Below are 17,258 nucleotides of genomic sequence, written 5' to 3' on the forward strand. Positions count from 1 at the left end.
GCCGGCGGTGAAGGTCTTCTCGCAGGTCCGGTCGGCAACCCGCTCGCGCGGACGGTCGTGGGCGCCTTCCCCCGCCCCTCCGTGCTCCGGCAGGTCCGTCCACGCGAACGGCCGGTACCCCGCCCCCGAGGTACCGGCCCGTTCCGCGTGGTGTGCCCGAGTCAGACGGTCTTCTTCCTCAGTGACGTCAGGTGGGCGAAGACGACGACGTTGGCCGAGTAGCCGGCCTTCTTGTCGAAACGTCCACCGCACGTCAGGAGCCTGAGCTCCGGACGGCCGGTGGCCCCGTACACCTTGTCGTCCGGGAACTCGTCCTTCGTGTACGTCTTCACCTTGTCGACGGTGAAGACCGCGGTCCTCCTGTCCGCCCGCGTGATCTGCACGGTGTCACCGCGGTGCAGGACGTTGAGGTTGAGGAAGATGGCCGGTCCCGTCGCCGTGTCCCGATGCCCCACGAGCAGCGACGTTCCCGCCTCTCCGGGGGACGGGCCCTTGCTGAACCACCCCACCAGCTTGGGCCTGTTCAGGGGCGGGGTGCCGAGCCGGCCCTTCTTGTCGAGGGCCAGACCGATGACCGGGGCCTCGATGAAGATCGCGGGGATGGCGACCTTCACCGGTCGGGAGTGCACCAGCGGCGCGTGCGAGGCCGGCACCTTCTTCTGCTCCGTGTGCGGTGCCCTCCGGAAAGGGGGCGACCCGCCGCCCGCGGCGTCGCTGCCGCGGGCGGCGGTGACCGACGGGGTGTCCTCGGAGGAGTCGGAACCCGCCCACACGACACCGGCCACCAGCGAGAAGGTCACGCTCAGGGTCATCGTGAGCCGGCATGCGCGACTCGGTCCCCGTCGTCGCCGTCGGCCGCGCGCGTCATGCCTCGTTGCGGGCACGGCGGCGTGCGGATCGGCGCACCATGATCAGCCCGGCGATTCCGGCCGCGCCGGCCACCAGCGCGGCCGAGGTCCCGATACCCGACTCGCTCTCGGAGCTGACGCCCTCCATGTCCGGGACGCCGCCGCCGCCCGCGAGGACCGCGCCCGACGGCTTGTCGTAGATCTCGGCGGCGCTCTTCCCGGTGCTCCTCCCGGCGTCCGACGCGGACGACGAGCCCTGTCGCCCGCCGTCCGGGCGCCCGCCGTTCGGGCCGCCCTGGCCGCGCTGGGAGCAGTCGACCGAGAAGCTCTTGTTCTTCAGGGGGATTCCCCCGACCGGCCACTCCAGCTTGTACGTGCCCTCGGGAAGGAGGTACTCCTGGCTGCGGGCCTTGCCGTTGACGAGCGGGAGAGTGGCGGAAAGGGTGTTCGGGGGAATGGACCTGGGCTTCTCGGTGATGAGCCAGGTGACGGACTCCAGGGTCTCGAAGTTGCTGGCCACGAGCACGAACTTGCAGACCTCGACGCCGTCGCGGTCGCCGGTGGAGTGCCAGCTGACCGAGCGGACGTCGATGTCGCCGCTCTCGCCGATGGCGAGCGCGGAGGGTGCCCCGGCCAGAGTGACGCCGGCGGCTGCGACTGCGACTGCGGCCATGGTGCTCGTACGGGCCGTGCGGGAGCGGGCGGAAGAGGAGAGGTGCATGCTGGACTCCTTCGAGCCGAGATGATTGTCGTACTGATCACCTGATCGCCTAAGAGATGGCACGGATCGTCGGAAGAGTGGGCCGGGACACCGTGAAAGCGCGGAAAAGTACCCTGACTAGCCGATAGCGGGCACATTGCTGCCGGGGTGGGTACCTCCGGACGGGGGAGATGAGCCGGGCGAGGCCGGGGGTGCCGGGCGGCTCGTCGCGTCGCAGGCTCGTTCAGCGTGTTCCAGCCCGGTGTCCGACGGCGTCGCCGACAGACGTCCGCCGGAACCGGGGCCGGCCCCGCACGCGTTGTGACCGCGGCCCGGGGCGGGGCGTGGACGGAGGAAGGCGCGGAGGGACGGCCTAAGGCGTGGCGCGGGCTGCCGCGAGCCCGCTGATCGGTATCCGTGGGGAGGGCTGCCGCGCTCCCGCTGATCGGTATCCGTGGCGCGGGCTGCCGCGAGCCCGCTGATCGGTGTCCGCCGGACATGTGGCGCATGGCCGGTATCCGTGGGGACACCTGGCGCAGCACTACACCGGGGGCGGCCACCCGCACGTGCGGGTGGCCGCCCCCGGCCCGATGACTCCGCTCAGGCGACGGTCAGGAGATCAGCTCGATCTCCGCCAGCGTCGCCGCCGCCGAGCTCACCAGCCGGTACTTCGCGTACGAGCCCGGCGCGTCCACCGAGAACGCCCGGGTCTGCTTGTCCCAGGCGAACGTCTGGCCGGACCGCTTGTCGAGGTCCTTCCAGGTCGTACCGTCCGAGGAGCCCTGGAGCACCCAGCCCGTCGGCGCCTTCGCCGCCGCGGACGACGTCAGCGTGTACTGGACGGCCTTCGTGGCCGAGGCCACCGGCAGGTCCACCGACTCGACCGGGGCTGAGGTGGCCGAGGTGTTGTCGTACAGCGCGCCGTCGCCCTTGAGCACGTCGCCCCTGGGGGCGGGCGTCTTGTCGTCGTCGGTGATGGACACCGGGGCCGCGTTCTTGCCCGTGCCCCATGCCGAGGGCCTGGAGCCCATGTCGAACTCCAGCACGCCGCCCTTGGCCAGCAGGTCGTGCGGCAGAGCGGTGGACGTCCACTTCTTGCCGTTGACCTTCAGGCCCTGGACGTAGATGTTCTTCGCGCTGTTCTTCGGAGCCTTGACGACCAGCTCGCGGCCGTTCTCCAGGTGCACCGTCGTCTTGGTGAAGAGCGGCGAGCCGATCGCGTACTCACCACTGCCCATGACCAGCGGGTAGAAGCCGAGCGAGGAGAAGAGGAACCAGGCCGACTGCTCGCCGTTGTCCTCGTCGCCGTGGTAGCCCTGGCCGATCTCGCTGCCCGTGTACAGCCGGCCGAGGACCTCGCGGACCTTCTCCTGGGTCTTCCAGGGCTGCGAGGCGGCGTTGTACATGTACGTGGCGTGGTGCGCGACCTGGTTGCTGTGGCCGTACTGGCCCATCCGCACGTCACGCGCCTCCGTCATCTCGTGGATGACTCCGCCGTACGACCCGACGAACTCGGGTCCGGCGGTCTCGGGGGTCGAGAAGTACGTGTCCAGCTTCTCGGCGAGCCCGCCGCGGCCGCCGTACAGGTTGGCCAGGCCCCGGCTGTCCTGCGGGGCGGTGAAGGCGTAACCCCAGCCGTTGGTCTCGGTGTAGTCGTAGCCCCAGACCCGCGGGTCGTACTGGTCCGAGGGCAGGCGCCAGTCGCCGTTGGCCTTCTTGCCCTGGAAGAAGCCGGCCTTGTCGTCGAAGAGCTTGACGTAGTTCTGCGCGCGGTTCAGGAAGTACGCGGACTCCTCCTTGTAGCGCTGCTTCTTCGTCTTCTTGTAGAGCGCCTCGCCCATCTGCGCGATGCCGTAGTCGTTGAGGTAGCCCTCCAGCGACCAGGAGAGTCCCTCATGGGTCGAGGTGTTGGCGTAGCCGGTGAACACCGAGGTGTCCATCCCCTTGCGCCCGACTCCCGAGGACGGCGGGACCACCGTGGCGTTCTTGACCGCCGCGTCGTACGCCGCCTCGGCGTCGAAGTCGACGCCCTTGACGTAGGCGTCGGCGAAGGCCACGTCGGAGCTGGTGCCGGTCATCAGGTCGGAGTAGCCGGGGGAGGACCAGCGGGAGATCCAGCCGCCGTCCTTGTACTGCTGGACGAAGCCGTCGACCATCTTCCCGGCCTGCTTCGGGGTGAGGAAGGAGTACGCCGGCCAGGTCGTCCGGTAGGTGTCCCAGAAGCCGTTGTTGACGTACACCTCACCCTTGACGATCTTGGACCCGGTGTGGGTCGGGGTGTCGGTCCCGGTCTGCGGCGAGAACGGGCTCGCGTAGGTGCTCTTCCCGTCGACCTGCTCGAAGCCCGAGTTCGGGTAGAGGTAGAGCCGGTACAGGCTGGAGTAGAGCGTGGTCAGCTGGTCGGCGTTGGCGCCCTCGACCTCGACCTTGCCCAGGATCTTGTCCCAGGCCTTCTGCGCGTTCTTCCTCACCTTGTCGAAGGAGGCCTTCTCCGGCAGCTCCATGGCGAGGTTGTCCTTCGCCTGGTCGACGCTGATCAGTGAGGTGGCCAGGCGGAGGTTGACCGTGCGGTCCTTGCCCGCGTCGAAGCGGAAGAAGCCGGTCACGTTGTCACCGCCGCCGCCCTTCAGCTTTCCGCTGTCGGTGACGGGCGAGTCGAAGACGCCGTACACGAAGAGCCGGGTGGCGCCGGTGGAGCCGCCGCTCTTCACGTCGGAGTAGCCGGTGAAGGAACCCGTCTCCGCGTCGAGGGTGAGACCGCCCCGGTTGTCGACGTTGTCGAAGACCAGGCTCGCGTCGTCACCGGGGTAGGTGAACCTCATCCGCGCCGCGTGGTCGGTGGGTGTCATCTCGGCCTTCAGGCCGTTCTCGAACGTCACCCCGTAGTAGTGCGGGGTCGCCGTCTCGTTCTCGTGGCGGAACGGCAGCCCGCGGGCCGTGCGGGAGGCGTCGGGGGTCCCGGAGGCCGCCGACGGCATCATCTGGAAGGTCTGGCGGTCCCCCATCCAGGGGCTCGGCTCATGGCTGGCGCTGAAGGCCTGCAGCGTCGGCAGGTTGTCCGCGTTGTTGCCGCGCGAGTAGTCGTACAGCCAGCTCGTGGAGCCGGCGTTGGTGACCGGTGTCCAGAAGTTGAAGCCGTGCGGGACCGCGGTCGCGGGGAAGTTGTTGCCGCGCGAGAAGCCGCCGCTGGAGTTGGTGCCGCGGACCGTCGAGGCGTAGTCCGAGAGGTGCGCCTTGCGCTTCTCCGGGGCCTTCGGGGCGATCGTGATGTCGTCGATCCAGCCCTGGAACTTCGAGGGGCCCTTGGGGGAGTCGTACGCCACCAGGATCCGGTCGACGGTCTTGCCGGCCGCGACCGTGCCGATGCGTGAGGCGACGCTGTTCCACTGGTTCACGTACAGCCGCTTGGCGTCGGCCTGGCCCTGCGGGGTCAGCAGCCCGCCGTGGCTGTCGGTGGCCTTCAGCCCGCTCAGGTACGTGCCGTCGGTGAAGGCCAGGTCCACGGCGATGTGCGTCGCCGGGTAGCTGAGGTCCGTCTCGGTCATCTGGGGGTAGACCAGATAGGAGAGCTGGGTGTCCTTGGTGACGGCGGTGTCGACGTCGAAGACCTTGTTGTACGAGTACGCGTGGCCGTCCGGCTTGTGCGTGCCCGCGTAGCGCAGGGCCTTCTTTCCGGTGAAGCCCGCACCCGACTTGGCGGTGGGAGAGCCGGACGGGCCGCGGTCGACGAGGCTGCGCATGTCGGCGGGCGCCGGGGCCGTGGTGTCGCCGTCGGAGAACTGGACGTCGGCGAGCTGGAGCGCGTCCGACGACCCGTTGTTCTTCGTGATCTCCAGCCGGAAATGCTGGTAGGCGGTATCGGTCGTGAAATCGTACGACTTGGTCTGGAAGCGCTCGGAGAAGGTCTGACCGGTCCGGGTGTCCAGATCCGTCCAGGTCTTTCCGTCGGTGGAACCCTTCAGGGTCCAGTCCCTGGGGTCGCGCTCCGCGTGGTCATTGGCGGAAGTGAGCGCGTACGTCACGACCTTGACGGGCTCGGCAAGATCGAATTCGGCCCAGCCGGAGGAAGCGAAAGCCAGCCACTTGGTGCCTGATTCGACGTCGGCCAGGTTTTCCTTCACCTCGCCGCCGCCGGCGTTCTCGCCGCTGGCGCGCACCTCGGTGACCTGATCGGTGACATTGCCCGGTATTCCGGCGGAGAAGCCGCCATCGACACCCGATGCCCTTTTCTTTCCGTCCGGCCCTTCTTCAACGGTATTGCGCCAGTCCGGAAGCTTTTCGTCGTCCTCGAAGGAGGAGCTGAACGACGCTTTCCCGGAGGGCTTCTGCGTGGCTCCGGACGGTTGCGCGAAGGCCGCGGTGGGGACTGCCGCGACGAGGACGAGAGAAGCCGCGATCACCGCGGCGGAGTGGCTTTGTCTCTTTCGAGAGCCTTGCTGAAGACCACGTAGGGGCTGCATACGGAGCCGTTCCTCCCGGGGGCGGTGCATGGACAACGTTGTCATTACGGGATACGTGTTCCAGTAGGGAGCCAAGTGGCCGGATGTGTCAAGGGTGTTGCGCGGGGTCGCCCGGGCGAATCGACCGTAATCCGGAAATGAGCGTTCCGGTACGAGGGCGCACGGTGCCGAGGAGCCGGTGAGGTCTCAACTCGGGAAAGACTGCCGCTCAAACCTGCATTCGATCTTGCTGAGTTGGCGGCAAGTGGACTATACCTGTCGGCGTCTGCACAGGCCGTTCCGTACGGTCCGCGGACGCGGGGGAGGGGGAACGGTTGCGGGGTGCCCGAGGCATCCCGCTGTACGGTCTCCCGGAACTCTCCGCTGCACCTGGAAATCCGGCAATCTGCACGACCCAAGCGCAACTGAACGCGGTGGCGGGGCCCTTCGCCTGAGGCGAATTCACGACGGGTGACCGGTACACCGCCTGAGTCCTGGAGAAGGCGAGGACTTGAGCATGGGATCCACCTCCGCCCACAACAATGAGGGCCTTGGCCGTCGCAGTCTGATCAAGCGGTCTGCCGCACTCGGCCTGATCGCTGTTCCGACGATGAGCTTCCTTTCCGCCTGCGCGAGCGGCGACAGCGGGAGCGACGAAAAGGTCACCAAGGGCAAGACGACCGCGAAGAACCCGCTCGGTGTCAATGAGACCGCGGCTCTCGAGGTCGTCATCTTCAACGGCGGCTTCGGCGAGCAGTACGCCATCGACGCGGAGAAGAAGTACAACGAGGCCTTCCCCAAGGCTCCGAAGGTCAAGCACGCCGCGACCCAGAAGATCCAGTCGCAGCTGCAGCCGCGCTTCAACGGCGGCACGCCGCCGGACCTGATCGACAACTCGGGCGCCGAGCAGATGGACATGGGTGTCCTCGTCGGGAAGAAGCAACTGCTCGACCTGACGCCGCTGATGGACGCCCCGTCCTACGACGACCCGGCCAAGAAGGTCCGCGACACGCTGCGTCCCGGTGTGCTGGAGATGGGCCAGTTCGACGGCGACCCGGTCTGGATCATGTACTACGCGTACACGGTCTACGGCGTCTGGTACTCCCAGACCAACCTCGAGAAGCTCGACTCCGCGTACCCGGAGACCTGGGACGACATGCTCGCCCTCTGCGCGAAGGCGAAGAAGAAGGGCATCGCCGGCTGGACGTACCCCGGCAAGTACCCGTACTACCTGCCGTTCTCGCTCTACCCCTTCATCGGCAAGATCGGCGGCCGCGAGGTCCTCGACAAGATCGACAACCTGGAGCCGAACGCCTGGAAGGACCCGGCCGTCAAGGCCGCGTTCGAGGCGTACTACGAGCTCTTCCAGAAGGGCTACATCCTCAAGGGCACCCCGGGTCTGACGCACATCGAGTCGCAGACCCAGTGGACCAAGGGCAAGGCCCTCTTCATCCCGAACGGTTCGTGGGTGGAGAACGAGGCCGCGCCGACCACGCCCGAGGACTTCAAGATGATGGTGGGGGCGCCGTCCAGCCTGGACGCGTCCGACGCGCTGCCCTACGGCACCATCTGGGCCTCCGGCGGTGAGCCCTTCATCGTCCCGTCGAAGGCGAAGAACCCCGAGGGTGCGATGGAGCAGCTGCGCATCATGCTCTCCGAGGAGTCCTCCAAGAACTTCACGCAGCAGGTGAAGTCGCTCAGTGCCTTCAACGGCGGCACCGACGGACTGACCCTGTCCACCGCCATGCAGTCCGGTGTCGACGTGCTGAAGAAGGCCGGCGACAACGTGGTCAACCCGCGGCTGCAGGACTGGTACGTCAAGCTGCAGAAGGAGCAGATCGGTATCGCCGGGATCGGCGAGATGATGGCCGGCCGCGCGACCCCGGCGGAGACCATCAAGAAGATCCAGGGCTTCGCGGACGCCGCGGCCAAGGACCAGTCCATCAAGCACTACAAGCACCAGTGAGCAACCGTCACCAGCGGCGGCACCCGCTCAGAGATCGGGGTCGGTAAAAGATGCAGCACGGCAAGTACCGGTTCATCGTGGGGTTCCTGGTAGCCCCGCTGGCGTTGTACGCCATCTTCGTCATCTGGCCCTTCGCCCAGTCCATCTACTACTCGTTCACGGACTGGACCGGGCTGAGTCCGGACTTCAAGATGGTCGGCTTCGACAACTACAGCCGGATGCTCGACGACGAGATCTTCTGGAAGTCGCTGCAGCACAGTGTGCTGCTCGTGCTGCTGCTGCCGCTGGTGACGCTGGGCCTGGCGCTCTTCTTCGCCTTCATGCTCAACGTCGGCGGTCGACGGCGCAAGAACGCCGCGATCGCCGGCGTGCGGGGCTCCTCGTTCTACAAGATCGCGTACTTCTTCCCGCAGGTCCTGTCGATCGTGATCGTGGCCCTGCTCTTCCAGTTCGCGTTCAACCCGACCTCGGGCATGCTGAACTCGACGCTGAAGGCGGTCGGCCTCAACAGCCTCCAGCCGGACTGGCTCGGCGACCCCGACCTCGCGCTCTACTGCGTGATGGTGGTGCTGATCTGGTCGACGGTGGGATTCTTCGTCGTCCTCTTCTCCGCCGGGATGGCGTCCATCCCGAAGGACTTCTACGAGGCGGCCCTGCTCGACGGGGCCAGCCGCATCACGACGTTCTTCAAGATCACGCTGCCGCTGCTCTGGGACACCGTGCAGTCCGGCTGGGTCTACATGGGCATCCTGGCGCTCGGGGTGGAGGCGTTCACCGCCGTACAGGTCATGACGGTGGGGCCGGGCGGTCCTGACTACTCCACCACCGTCCTGCCGCTGTACGTCTACCAGACGGCCTTCCGCGACGCCCAGGCCGGCTACGCGACCACCATCGGTGTCGGGCTGCTGATCGTGACGATGCTCTTCGCGGCCGTCGTGATGCGGCTCGGCCGGCGCGAGCGGCTGGAGTACTGATGACGGTCGTTGCGGGGTACGACGACCGGGATACCGGCGGCACGCACAACAGTTCGGTCCCGGTGGCCGGCTCGACAGCTGTACGAGGTGAGCACACGTGAAGGTCACTGAGACTCCTCCCGCCGTTCCGGCTCAGCGCTCGCCGGTGGCGAAGACGGACGGCCCGGGCGGCGAGCCGGCGAAGAGCAGCGAGGGCAAGGTCCTCAACGTCTTCTCGCACGGTGTGCTGGTCATCTGGGCGGTGCTCGTCGTCATGCCGCTGCTCTGGGCGGTGATGGCCTCCTTCAAGACCGACGACTCGATCCTGTCGACGCCGTGGGCGCTGCCGGACAAGCTGCACTTCGAGAACTGGTCACGGGCCTGGACCCAGGCCCACATGAGCGACTACTTCTTCAACACCATCCTGGTGGTGGGCGGATCGCTCATCGGCACCCTGCTGCTCGGCTCGATGGCGGCGTACGTGCTGGCGCGGTTCGAATTCCCCGGGAACCGCTTCATCTACTTCCTCTTCATCGGCGGGATGAGCTTCCCGATCATCCTGGCGCTGGTCCCGCTGTTCTTCGTCATGAACAACATGGGCCTGCTCAACTCGGTGCACGGGCTGATCCTGGTCTACATCGCGTACTCCCTGCCGTTCACCGTCTTCTTCCTCACCTCGTTCTTCCGGACCCTGCCGACCTCGATCGCGGAAGCGGCGATGCTCGACGGGGCCTCGCACACCCGGACGTTCTTCCAGGTGATGCTGCCGATGGCCAAGCCCGGTCTGATCAGCGTCGGCATCTTCAACTTCCTCGGCCAGTGGAACCAGTACATGCTTCCGACGGTGCTCAACACCGATCCGGACGGCAAGGTGCTCTCCCAGGGCCTGGTCGAACTGGCCACCAGCCAGGGGTACAAGGGGGACTGGTCCGGCCTCTTCGCCGGGCTGGTCATGGCGATGCTGCCGGTCCTGGTGGCGTACATCGTCTTCCAGCGGCAGGTGGTCGCGGGTCTGACGGCGGGGGCGCTCAAGTAGCCCTCGGAAGTCCGCCGGCCGGACGGCCGCGGAAGACGGCGCCCGCACGGGCGCGGTCCTCCGCCGCCGTCCGGCCGGCGCACGTGTGTACGGCCCTTTGCCCGCGGGCCGGGCGCATCCGCCGCCCGGCGCCGGCCCGGAGAGGCGTCACTCCGTCGTCCGAGAGTCCGGAGTCCCCCTGATCACCGCATCCGACCCCTGGCAGGGGCACGACGTCGGAGTCCTGCTCGTCGTGCTGCTCACCGGTGCGCCGGCCATGCTCGGCCTCACCGCGTACCTGTGCTCACGCCTCTCCCCGCGGGCCCGCCGGCGGTACACCCCGCCCGCCCGGTGGCGGGACCTCTCTCTCGCGGCGGCCGCCGCGGCGCTGGCCCTCTATCTGTGGGGGTGCCTCCACGTCCTGTTCCTCGAAGACCAGGAGCAGGCGATGGAGTGCGAGCGGAACCGCCCCGGGGGAACACCGCGCCTCGTCGGCCGCAGGGGCGACTTCGTCCCCCTGCGGCTCGTGTGCGAGACGTCGGACGGGAGCGACTTCTCCGTCGTGATCCCCGGTTGCATCAACCCGGCCCTCGCCGTCCTGCTGCTGCTCACGCTCGGTTGCGGCCTCGTCTCCGTCCTCCTCCACCGCAAGCGGCGCACGGCGGCGGGGGAGCCGGGCTGAGCCGCCGGCGCCCCGTGTCCCACTCCCGCAGGGCCGGAGGAGGGCGGCGCCACGTTGTGGCCCGCGGGCCCCGGGAACCCGCCCACTGCCGCCGGTGCGGAACACGGAAGGCCGTGCCCGGACCGGGCACGGCCTTCCGCGTCAGGAGCCGTCGTCTCAGGCCTGCTGGGCCGCCAGCCGCTCGGCGGCCCTGCGCCGCTGCGACTGCAGCGGGTCCACCGGAGCCCCGGCGCCCAGCCCCGGAGTGTGGTTCCAGCCGCGGATCCGGGCCGCGGTCTCCTTCAGGCGCTCGTCACCCGGCGGTACGTCGAGGGAGAAGAGCGACTCGTCCGGCTTGCGGTCGTCACCACCCCAGCGCACCACACCCCCGCACTCGGCGAGGATGTCGCGGACCACCAGCTCCTCCAGGGGGAAGAAGCCCCCGCGCGCGCCGGAGGGATAGGACCCGGGCCGGATCCGCACCGCCGTGCCGGAGGCCAGATTGGACTCGGAGAGGCCCTTGCGCACGGAACCCGGTGCCTGCCAGCCGGTCACCTCGCCCGCGCGCAGGGAGCCGATCTCGTAGTGGAACCGGGTGATCACATGGACGAGGACCGTCTCGACGTCCCCCATGCGCATCCTCACACCTTCGAGAGGCGTCCCCGGAACGGGTCTGGTGTAGACGCTGCCGCGGTCGTCGGCGAGCTTCTCCATCTCCCAGCCGTTCTTCGACGGGACGCCGCTCAGCACCCGTTTGTTGCGCTCCTGCGCCTTCGCTGCCTCCCTGCGTACGGTCTCCGGGTCCGGTGCGCGGTCCGCCGCGCGGGCGGGAGCGGACAGCACCTGCGAGCCGACGGCGGCGGCCGCCGCCACGAACGCCGCACGCCTCAGAGCGGTCCGGCGGGAAATGTTCACGGTCACTTCTTCGTCTCCTTGAGCCAGTTCTTCGGGCGTGCGGCGTAGGTCAGTGCGACGGCGGTGACGCCGAAGAGCCCCGCCGCGGGATTCACGTATCCGGGTACGACGGCGTCGTACGTCTGCCCGCCGGTGAGGCGGCACCTGAACTCCAGGGGCAGGAACGCGTACTCGTACCCGTCGACGGACCGGGCCTGCTCCGTCCCGAGCCGTTCCTGACAGGCCTGTGCCTGACGGCTCTCGTCCAGGGTCACGAAATGCAGCAGGCCCCACGTGTAGAAGCCGAACGTGCAGGCCCACGCTGCGGCTGCGGCGCCCCTGACGACGGTGTGCGCGTCGCGCCCGCCGCGTCTTGCGAGCAGCAGCCGCAGACCGCGGACGGCCATCCACAGGGTGAGGCCGATGCCCAGCGGGGTCAGCAGGAACACGAGACCGATGTAGAGGTCGTCGGAGGAGTCTGTCACCAGCATGCGACGGAGCCTTGTCAGTTGTTCCGGGAGATGGAGTTGTACTTCTCCATGATCTGGTAGAGCGCCATCCGCTGCCGGGCGTGCTCGATGGCCTCGGCGTTGGTGCCCTGGTACCTCCGGAGGATCTGGAAGATCTCCGACTCCGTGTAGTTCAGGCGCATCGAGCGCAGCGGCGTCTCCTCGGGATTCGCCCCCGGTGCCCCGTCGGCGTTCCACAGGTGGATCAGCGGCACGGTCGACATGGAGAACTGGTCGTCGTGGCGGCAGTCGGCCCAGATGTTGTACTTGTCCTCGTCGTTGCCGACGTCGCGGATGGTGCCCTCCGCATAGCCCTTCCGGATGGCGTTGTTCCAGGCCAGGACCGCTGTCTTGCCGAATATCTGGCCGATGCCGGTGGAGCTGTCACGGAAGCTCCTGGTCGTGAGGAACTCGAGGGCGACCTCCGCGTCGACGGACAGGTCGACCGGGTCGATGTGCCGCATCTCCCAGTACGCGGTCGTCTGGACCAGCGCCTTGCGCATGTTGTAGCGGTAGGCGAGCAGGGTGGTGACGCTGTCGTACTCCAGGACCACGCGGCGGAAGCACTCCTCGTGGGTGTGGGACCGCAGGCCTCCGTCGTTGGGGAAGCCTATGGACTCCATGTACTTGCCGACATCGGTCCGCATGGCCGCGATGAGGTCGGAGTCCAGCGAGGTGTCGGGGAGCTGACCGCGCGGGGCGTTGAACGAGCCCTGGCCGCTGTCCCGGCCCGAGGCGATGTTGATGTCGATGTTGATCGACCCGGCCCCGCTGCCCACGGTGCGGGTGACGATCTGGTCGTAGGCCCAGTTCGCCGGCAGCGGGTAGCCGAAGTTGCCGGAGAAGCCCGACGACATGTCGGATACGAACGACGCGGTGGCGTGGCCCGCCTCCCCGACCCGGGTGCAGACGTTGCGCGGTCCGTAGACGCCGATGCCGAAGCGGTCGCCGTCGTCGGCTATCGCGTCCTGGATGCCCTTGAAGTGCGGGAGGACGTTACGGGTGACGTCCTCGTCCAGGGCGTCGAAGTCCACCGCGAAGAAGATCCGGCTGCCCGTCTTGAAACCGTGGTCGAGCGCCGCGTTGATCCCCGCCTGTCCCGCCGCGCGCCCCTGCGGATAGCTGAAGTTCGCGGCGGAGCGGCCGAAGGTCTGGTAGATCGGGAAGCAGCGCAGGCCGTTGTCGGCGATGGTCTGCAGCTCTCCGGGCTGGATCTCCTTCTCCGGGAGATCCGGGTCGTCCGGGATCGGGTTGGTGAGGTAGCGGCCTATGTAGGTGATGCCCTGGGCCTTCAGGGTGGCGGCACGCGCCGCGGTGATCTTCGTGACCCCGTCGCAGGCCTCTCCGCTGCGCTCCTGGTCGCCGTAGGACACCAGGAGCGAGGCCCACGTCGAGAAGTTGCCGGTACCCGTGACGGGCAGCTTCACGAACGACTGGAAGGAGGACACGGCCGAGGCCAGGGAGCTGGTGAAGGTGCCCGCGAAGGCCACGCCCGGACGCTGGTTGAGCACCATGCCGGCCGAGAACAGCTGCACCCAGGGGCCGGAGTCGCCGGTGGCCACGGTGTGGCCCTTGAGTCCGCTCTGGGTGCCCGGCCCGAAGACGCCGTTGGCCGTGCCGTCGGCCATGCCGAGCTCGTACTGGACGGCGAAGAGCATCGACTTCGCGACATCGCGCGAGTGGTTGCCGTCGGCCGGGATGACGTAGAAGTCCCGGCGGGTCACGTACGAGCCGTTGAGCCACCGCTGTACCGCCCGCACGGTCTCCGTACCGCCGTTCGCGGTGACATAGGCGTCCATGTTGAGGAGGCCCTTGAACACCTTCGGCACGAGGTTGCCGCCGGGGTAGACGAAGTCCACCCCCATGTTCTGCTTCAGGCGGGCCATCGACGACGCCACACGGGAGTTGTACGTGCCGTCGATGTCACCGCCGTCGTAGCCCTTGCAGTACAGGCCCGCCTGGATGATCTTCGTGAAGTTCTCCGAGGGCACCGTGGCCCCATTGAGCACCGGATACTTCGAGGTGAGGGTGTTCAGTGTGGTGGGACCGAACGCGTCGGACAGGCTGGTGATGCCCAGTTCGTACTGCAGGGCGCGGGTCAGGGCGAACATGGTCGACCAGCCGGTCTCCCCGGTCTCCGGCAGGCGGTCGATGCCGAGCTTTCCTCCATACACGCCATTGATGAACTGCTGCGCCTTGCGCACCATCTCGTCGGCCACGACGGGCTCTCCTTCGATCACGCTGGGAGGGACGTTGCGGACGCCTGAGGGGGAAGAGGGCGCAGAGGCGCACGGATTGCGCGAAGTCGGCCGTTTCCGGCATGGTTGAGACACCCCCGTGACGCTCGCCCCCGCTCGTACGTCGCCACACGCCGAGGCTCCTCGGAGGCTGCGGCGTGTCTTGGTCAACTTAGTTGTCACGCACACGCCATGGCCAAGCAAAAAAGACGGGACGGCCTTGTGTCTGTCTCGAAAAAATCCATGGACGCGAAGAGTTGTCCGTGAATCGCCCCCGGCAGCGCTGCCGTCGAGGCCCGGTGGTGCGAAAATCCGCGGTGCCCGGCTCGGGGAATGGCTGATTCGCAGCCTTGTGCGGGCCTTGTGCGGGCCTTGTGGGCCGTCGCGCCCGTGCGTGCCGCGCACTCGTTCGAGAGTTTCAGGCAAGGGCCGGGGCTTCGGCCGCGATCCGGCCGAGAAGCGGACCGCGGTGCTCATCGGAGGCTCCGACTGCTCAAGGTCTTGACGGGGGGCACCCCAAAACGCTCAGCTTAGGGTTCACATGTTAGAGAAAACGGCAGGAGTGAGAGAGTCGATGGAGACTCCGGGGTCGCAGACATCTCTGCATAGGGCCAACCTTGAGCGGGTCGTACGTGCGGTGAGGATGGCGGGGTCACTGACCCAGGCCGAGATCGCCAGAAGCACCGGCCTCTCCGCGGCCACTGTCTCCAACATCGTTCGCGAACTGAAGGACGGCGGCACGGTCGAGGTGACCCCCACCTCGGCGGGCGGACGCCGTGCCCGGAGCGTCTCCCTGAGTGGAGACGCGGGCATCGTCATAGGGGTTGATTTCGGACATACGCACCTTCGGGTGGCCGTCGGGAACCTGGCCCACCAGGTGCTGGCCGAGGAATCGGAGCCGCTGGACGTCGACGCCTCGTCGGCCCAGGGCTTCGGCCGGGCGGAGCAGCTGGTCAACCGCCTGATCGAGACCACCGGGATAAGTCCCGAGAAGGTGATCGGCGTGGGCCTGGGTGTGCCGGGGCCGATCGACGTCGAGTCCGGCACGCTGGGCTCCACCTCGATCCTGCCGGGCTGGACGGGCATCAATCCCAGCCAGGAGCTCGCGGGGCGCCTGGGTGTGCCGGTGTACGTCGACAACGACGCCAACCTCGGGGCGCTGGGTGAGCTCGTCTGGGGCAGCGGCCGCGGGGTCAGGGACCTCGCCTACATCAAGGTCGCCAGCGGCGTCGGCGCCGGTCTGGTGATCGAGGGGAACATCTACCGCGGGCCGGGCGGTACGGCGGGCGAGATCGGGCACATCACGCTCGACGAGTCGGGCCCCGTGTGCCGCTGCGGCAACCGCGGCTGCCTGGAGACCTTCACCGCCGCCCGGTACGTCCTGCCCCTGCTGCAGCCCAGCCACGGGCCCGATCTCACGATGGAGCGGGTCGTCCAGCTGGCCCGCGAGGGCGACCCGGGCTGCCGCCGGGTCATCGGCGACGTGGGCCGGCACATCGGCAGCGGGGTGGCCAACCTCTGCAATCTCCTCAACCCGAGCAGGGTCGTTCTCGGCGGGTCCCTCGCGGAGGCCGGGGAGTTGGTGCTCGGACCCATCCGGGACTCCGTCTCGCGGTACGCCATCCCCAGTGCGGCGCGACAGCTCTCGGTGCTGCCCGGCGCGCTCGGCGCCAGGGCCGAGGTGCTGGGTGCGCTGGCCCTCGTCCTCAGCGAGATGGGGGATTCAACCCTTTTGGAAAGCACGCTCCCCGCTGCGACGCCTGCCTTCACTTAGATAACGAATGGCACCGTTGTCATCTCGTTAAGGATTTACTCCTTGACGCTGGCGTTGCAGCCGAGTTGACTTCCAGCCACCTCGGCCGCAACGTCGCGGCCTCGTCAGGGAGGTTCGAAAGATGAACATGCGTATGCGTCGTGCCGCCGTTGCCGTTGCCGCCACCACCATGGCCGTTTCGCTCGCCGCTTGCGGCAGTGCCAAGGAATCGGGCGACAAGGCCACCACCGACTCGGGCAAGAAGGGCGACGACCTCAAGATCGGTCTGCTCCTTCCCGAGAACGTGACCGCCCGGTACGAGAAGTTCGACAAGCCGATCATCGAGAAGAAGGTCGGCGAGCTGACCGGCGGCAAGGCCGAGGTCGTCTACGCCAACGCCAAGCAGGACGCCACGCTGCAGGCGCAGCAGGTCGACACCATGATCACGAACAAGGTCGACGCGCTCATCGTCGACGCGGTCGACGCCAAGGCGATCGAGAACAGCGTGAAGAAGGCCAAGGACGCGGGCATCCCCGTCGTCGCCTTCGACCGCCTCGCCGAGGGCCCGATCGACGCCTACACCTCCTTCGACAACGAAGAGGTCGGCCGTGTGCAGGGCAAGGCACTGCTGGAGGCCCTGGGCGACGCCGCCAAGCCGACCATCGTGATGATGAACGGCTCGATCACCGACCCGAACGCCGCGCTCTTCAAGAAGGGCGCCAAGTCGGTCCTCGACGGCAAGGTCACGTACGGCAAGGAGTACGACACCAAGGAGTGGAAGCCGGAGAACGCCAACTCCAACATGGAGGGCGCGATCACGGCCCTGGGCAAGGACAAGATCGTCGGCGTCTACTCCGCCAACGACGGCATGGCCGGCGGCATCATCCAGGCCCTCAAGTCCGCCGGGCTCAGCAAGCTCCCGCCGGTCACCGGCCAGGACGCCGAACTCGCCGGTGTGCAGCGCATCGTCACCGGTGAGCAGTTCATGAGCGTCTACAAGCCGTACCCGCAGGAGGGCATCGTCGCCGCGGAGATGGCCGTCGCGCTCGCCAAGGGCGAGAAGCTCGACACCATCGCCACGTCCAAGGTCGACAACGCCGGTACGAAGGGCATCGCCACCGTGCTCGTCCCGGTCGTCTCGCTGACCAAGGAGAACATCAACGACACCGTCATCAAGGACGGTATCTACACGATCGACGAGATCTGCACGGCCAAGTACAAGGCCGCTTGCGACGCCGCGGGCCTGAAGTAGGCCCCACCGCCCGACCGGCCCGCACGGCCGG

The 17,258-nt window shown here is 67.8% G+C and carries 12 protein-coding genes; 6 read left to right on the forward strand and 6 right to left on the reverse strand.

From position 1 onward, the window contains the following. Positions 1-161 precede the first annotated feature (161 nt). From OG927_RS26130 to OG927_RS26140, 3 genes are all read right to left on the reverse strand, one after another. Positions 162-812, reverse strand: a complete 651-nt coding sequence (locus OG927_RS26130; RefSeq protein WP_319100101.1) for a class F sortase — start codon at positions 810-812, stop codon at positions 162-164. A 52-nt stretch (positions 813-864) separates the two neighbouring features. Then, positions 865-1,569 carry a hypothetical protein gene (locus OG927_RS26135; RefSeq protein ID WP_124280801.1) on the reverse strand — a complete coding sequence of 235 codons (705 nt, stop codon included), beginning with the start codon at positions 1,567-1,569 and terminating at the stop codon, positions 865-867. Between the two features lie 590 nt (positions 1,570-2,159). Continuing rightward, positions 2,160-6,008, reverse strand: a complete 3,849-nt coding sequence (locus tag OG927_RS26140) for a GH92 family glycosyl hydrolase (RefSeq protein ID WP_056791769.1) — start codon at positions 6,006-6,008, stop codon at positions 2,160-2,162. Positions 6,009-6,504: 496 nt separating this feature from the next. Between OG927_RS26140 and ngcE the strand changes: the two genes are divergently transcribed. From ngcE to OG927_RS26160, 4 genes are all read left to right on the forward strand, one after another. After that, the gene (ngcE, locus tag OG927_RS26145) at positions 6,505-7,953 is read left to right on the forward strand and encodes an N-acetylglucosamine/diacetylchitobiose ABC transporter substrate-binding protein (protein ID WP_056791771.1); all 1,449 of its coding nucleotides are present in this window, start codon (positions 6,505-6,507) and stop codon (positions 7,951-7,953) included. Positions 7,954-8,003: 50 nt separating this feature from the next. Next, on the forward strand, positions 8,004-8,927 hold the full coding sequence (locus OG927_RS26150; RefSeq protein ID WP_056791773.1) for a carbohydrate ABC transporter permease: 924 nt from the start codon (positions 8,004-8,006) through the stop codon (positions 8,925-8,927). A gap of 97 nt (positions 8,928-9,024) precedes the next feature. Next, positions 9,025-9,942, forward strand: coding sequence for a carbohydrate ABC transporter permease (locus tag OG927_RS26155; RefSeq protein WP_056791775.1), 918 nt, complete (start codon positions 9,025-9,027; stop codon positions 9,940-9,942). 85 nt (positions 9,943-10,027) lie between these two features. Beyond that, positions 10,028-10,603, forward strand: a complete 576-nt coding sequence (locus OG927_RS26160; RefSeq protein WP_330320873.1) for a hypothetical protein — start codon at positions 10,028-10,030, stop codon at positions 10,601-10,603. Positions 10,604-10,759: 156 nt separating this feature from the next. Here the strand turns inward: OG927_RS26160 and OG927_RS26165 are convergent, their stop codons facing one another. Genes OG927_RS26165 through OG927_RS26175 form a run of 3 tightly spaced genes read right to left on the reverse strand, consistent with a single transcriptional unit; the run spans position 10,760 to position 14,204 of the window. Next, a complete protein-coding gene (locus tag OG927_RS26165; protein ID WP_330320874.1) occupies positions 10,760-11,503 on the reverse strand; it encodes a hypothetical protein in 744 nt (247 codons plus the stop codon). Continuing rightward, on the reverse strand, positions 11,500-11,967 hold the full coding sequence (locus tag OG927_RS26170; RefSeq protein WP_056791779.1) for a hypothetical protein: 468 nt from the start codon (positions 11,965-11,967) through the stop codon (positions 11,500-11,502). The genes OG927_RS26165 and OG927_RS26170 overlap by 4 nt, the downstream gene beginning before the upstream one ends. A 14-nt stretch (positions 11,968-11,981) precedes the next feature. Further along, on the reverse strand, positions 11,982-14,204 hold the full coding sequence (locus tag OG927_RS26175) for a glycoside hydrolase domain-containing protein (RefSeq protein ID WP_124280797.1): 2,223 nt from the start codon (positions 14,202-14,204) through the stop codon (positions 11,982-11,984). 592 nt (positions 14,205-14,796) lie between these two features. Between OG927_RS26175 and OG927_RS26180 the strand changes: the two genes are divergently transcribed. Together OG927_RS26180 and OG927_RS26185 are read left to right on the forward strand one after the other, a co-directional pair. Then, positions 14,797-15,996, forward strand: a complete 1,200-nt coding sequence (locus tag OG927_RS26180; RefSeq protein ID WP_319100093.1) for an ROK family transcriptional regulator — start codon at positions 14,797-14,799, stop codon at positions 15,994-15,996. A 121-nt stretch (positions 15,997-16,117) separates the two neighbouring features. Then, entirely contained in the window at positions 16,118-17,227 is a 1,110-nt protein-coding gene (locus tag OG927_RS26185) for a sugar ABC transporter substrate-binding protein (protein ID WP_056791784.1), read from the forward strand. The last annotated feature ends 31 nt before the right edge of the window (positions 17,228-17,258 follow it).

The sequence above is a fragment of the Streptomyces clavifer genome (assembly GCF_036345975.1).
GTDB classification, from domain to species: domain Bacteria; phylum Actinomycetota; class Actinomycetes; order Streptomycetales; family Streptomycetaceae; genus Streptomyces; species Streptomyces clavifer.

Excerpts from the sequence above, each read along its gene's own strand:
- OG927_RS26150 (WP_056791773.1), top strand. The coding sequence starts at position 8,004 with ATGCAGCACGGCAAGTACCGGTTCATCGTGGGGTTCCTGGTAGCCCCG.
- OG927_RS26135 (WP_124280801.1), bottom strand. The coding sequence starts at position 1,569 with ATGCACCTCTCCTCTTCCGCCCGCTCCCGCACGGCCCGTACGAGCACC.
- OG927_RS26140 (WP_056791769.1), bottom strand. The coding sequence starts at position 6,008 with ATGCAGCCCCTACGTGGTCTTCAGCAAGGCTCTCGAAAGAGACAAAGC.
- ngcE (WP_056791771.1), top strand. The coding sequence starts at position 6,505 with ATGGGATCCACCTCCGCCCACAACAATGAGGGCCTTGGCCGTCGCAGT.
- OG927_RS26180 (WP_319100093.1), top strand. The coding sequence starts at position 14,797 with ATGGAGACTCCGGGGTCGCAGACATCTCTGCATAGGGCCAACCTTGAG.
- OG927_RS26170 (WP_056791779.1), bottom strand. The coding sequence starts at position 11,967 with ATGCTGGTGACAGACTCCTCCGACGACCTCTACATCGGTCTCGTGTTC.
- OG927_RS26130 (WP_319100101.1), bottom strand. The coding sequence starts at position 812 with ATGACCCTGAGCGTGACCTTCTCGCTGGTGGCCGGTGTCGTGTGGGCG.
- OG927_RS26185 (WP_056791784.1), top strand. The coding sequence starts at position 16,118 with ATGAACATGCGTATGCGTCGTGCCGCCGTTGCCGTTGCCGCCACCACC.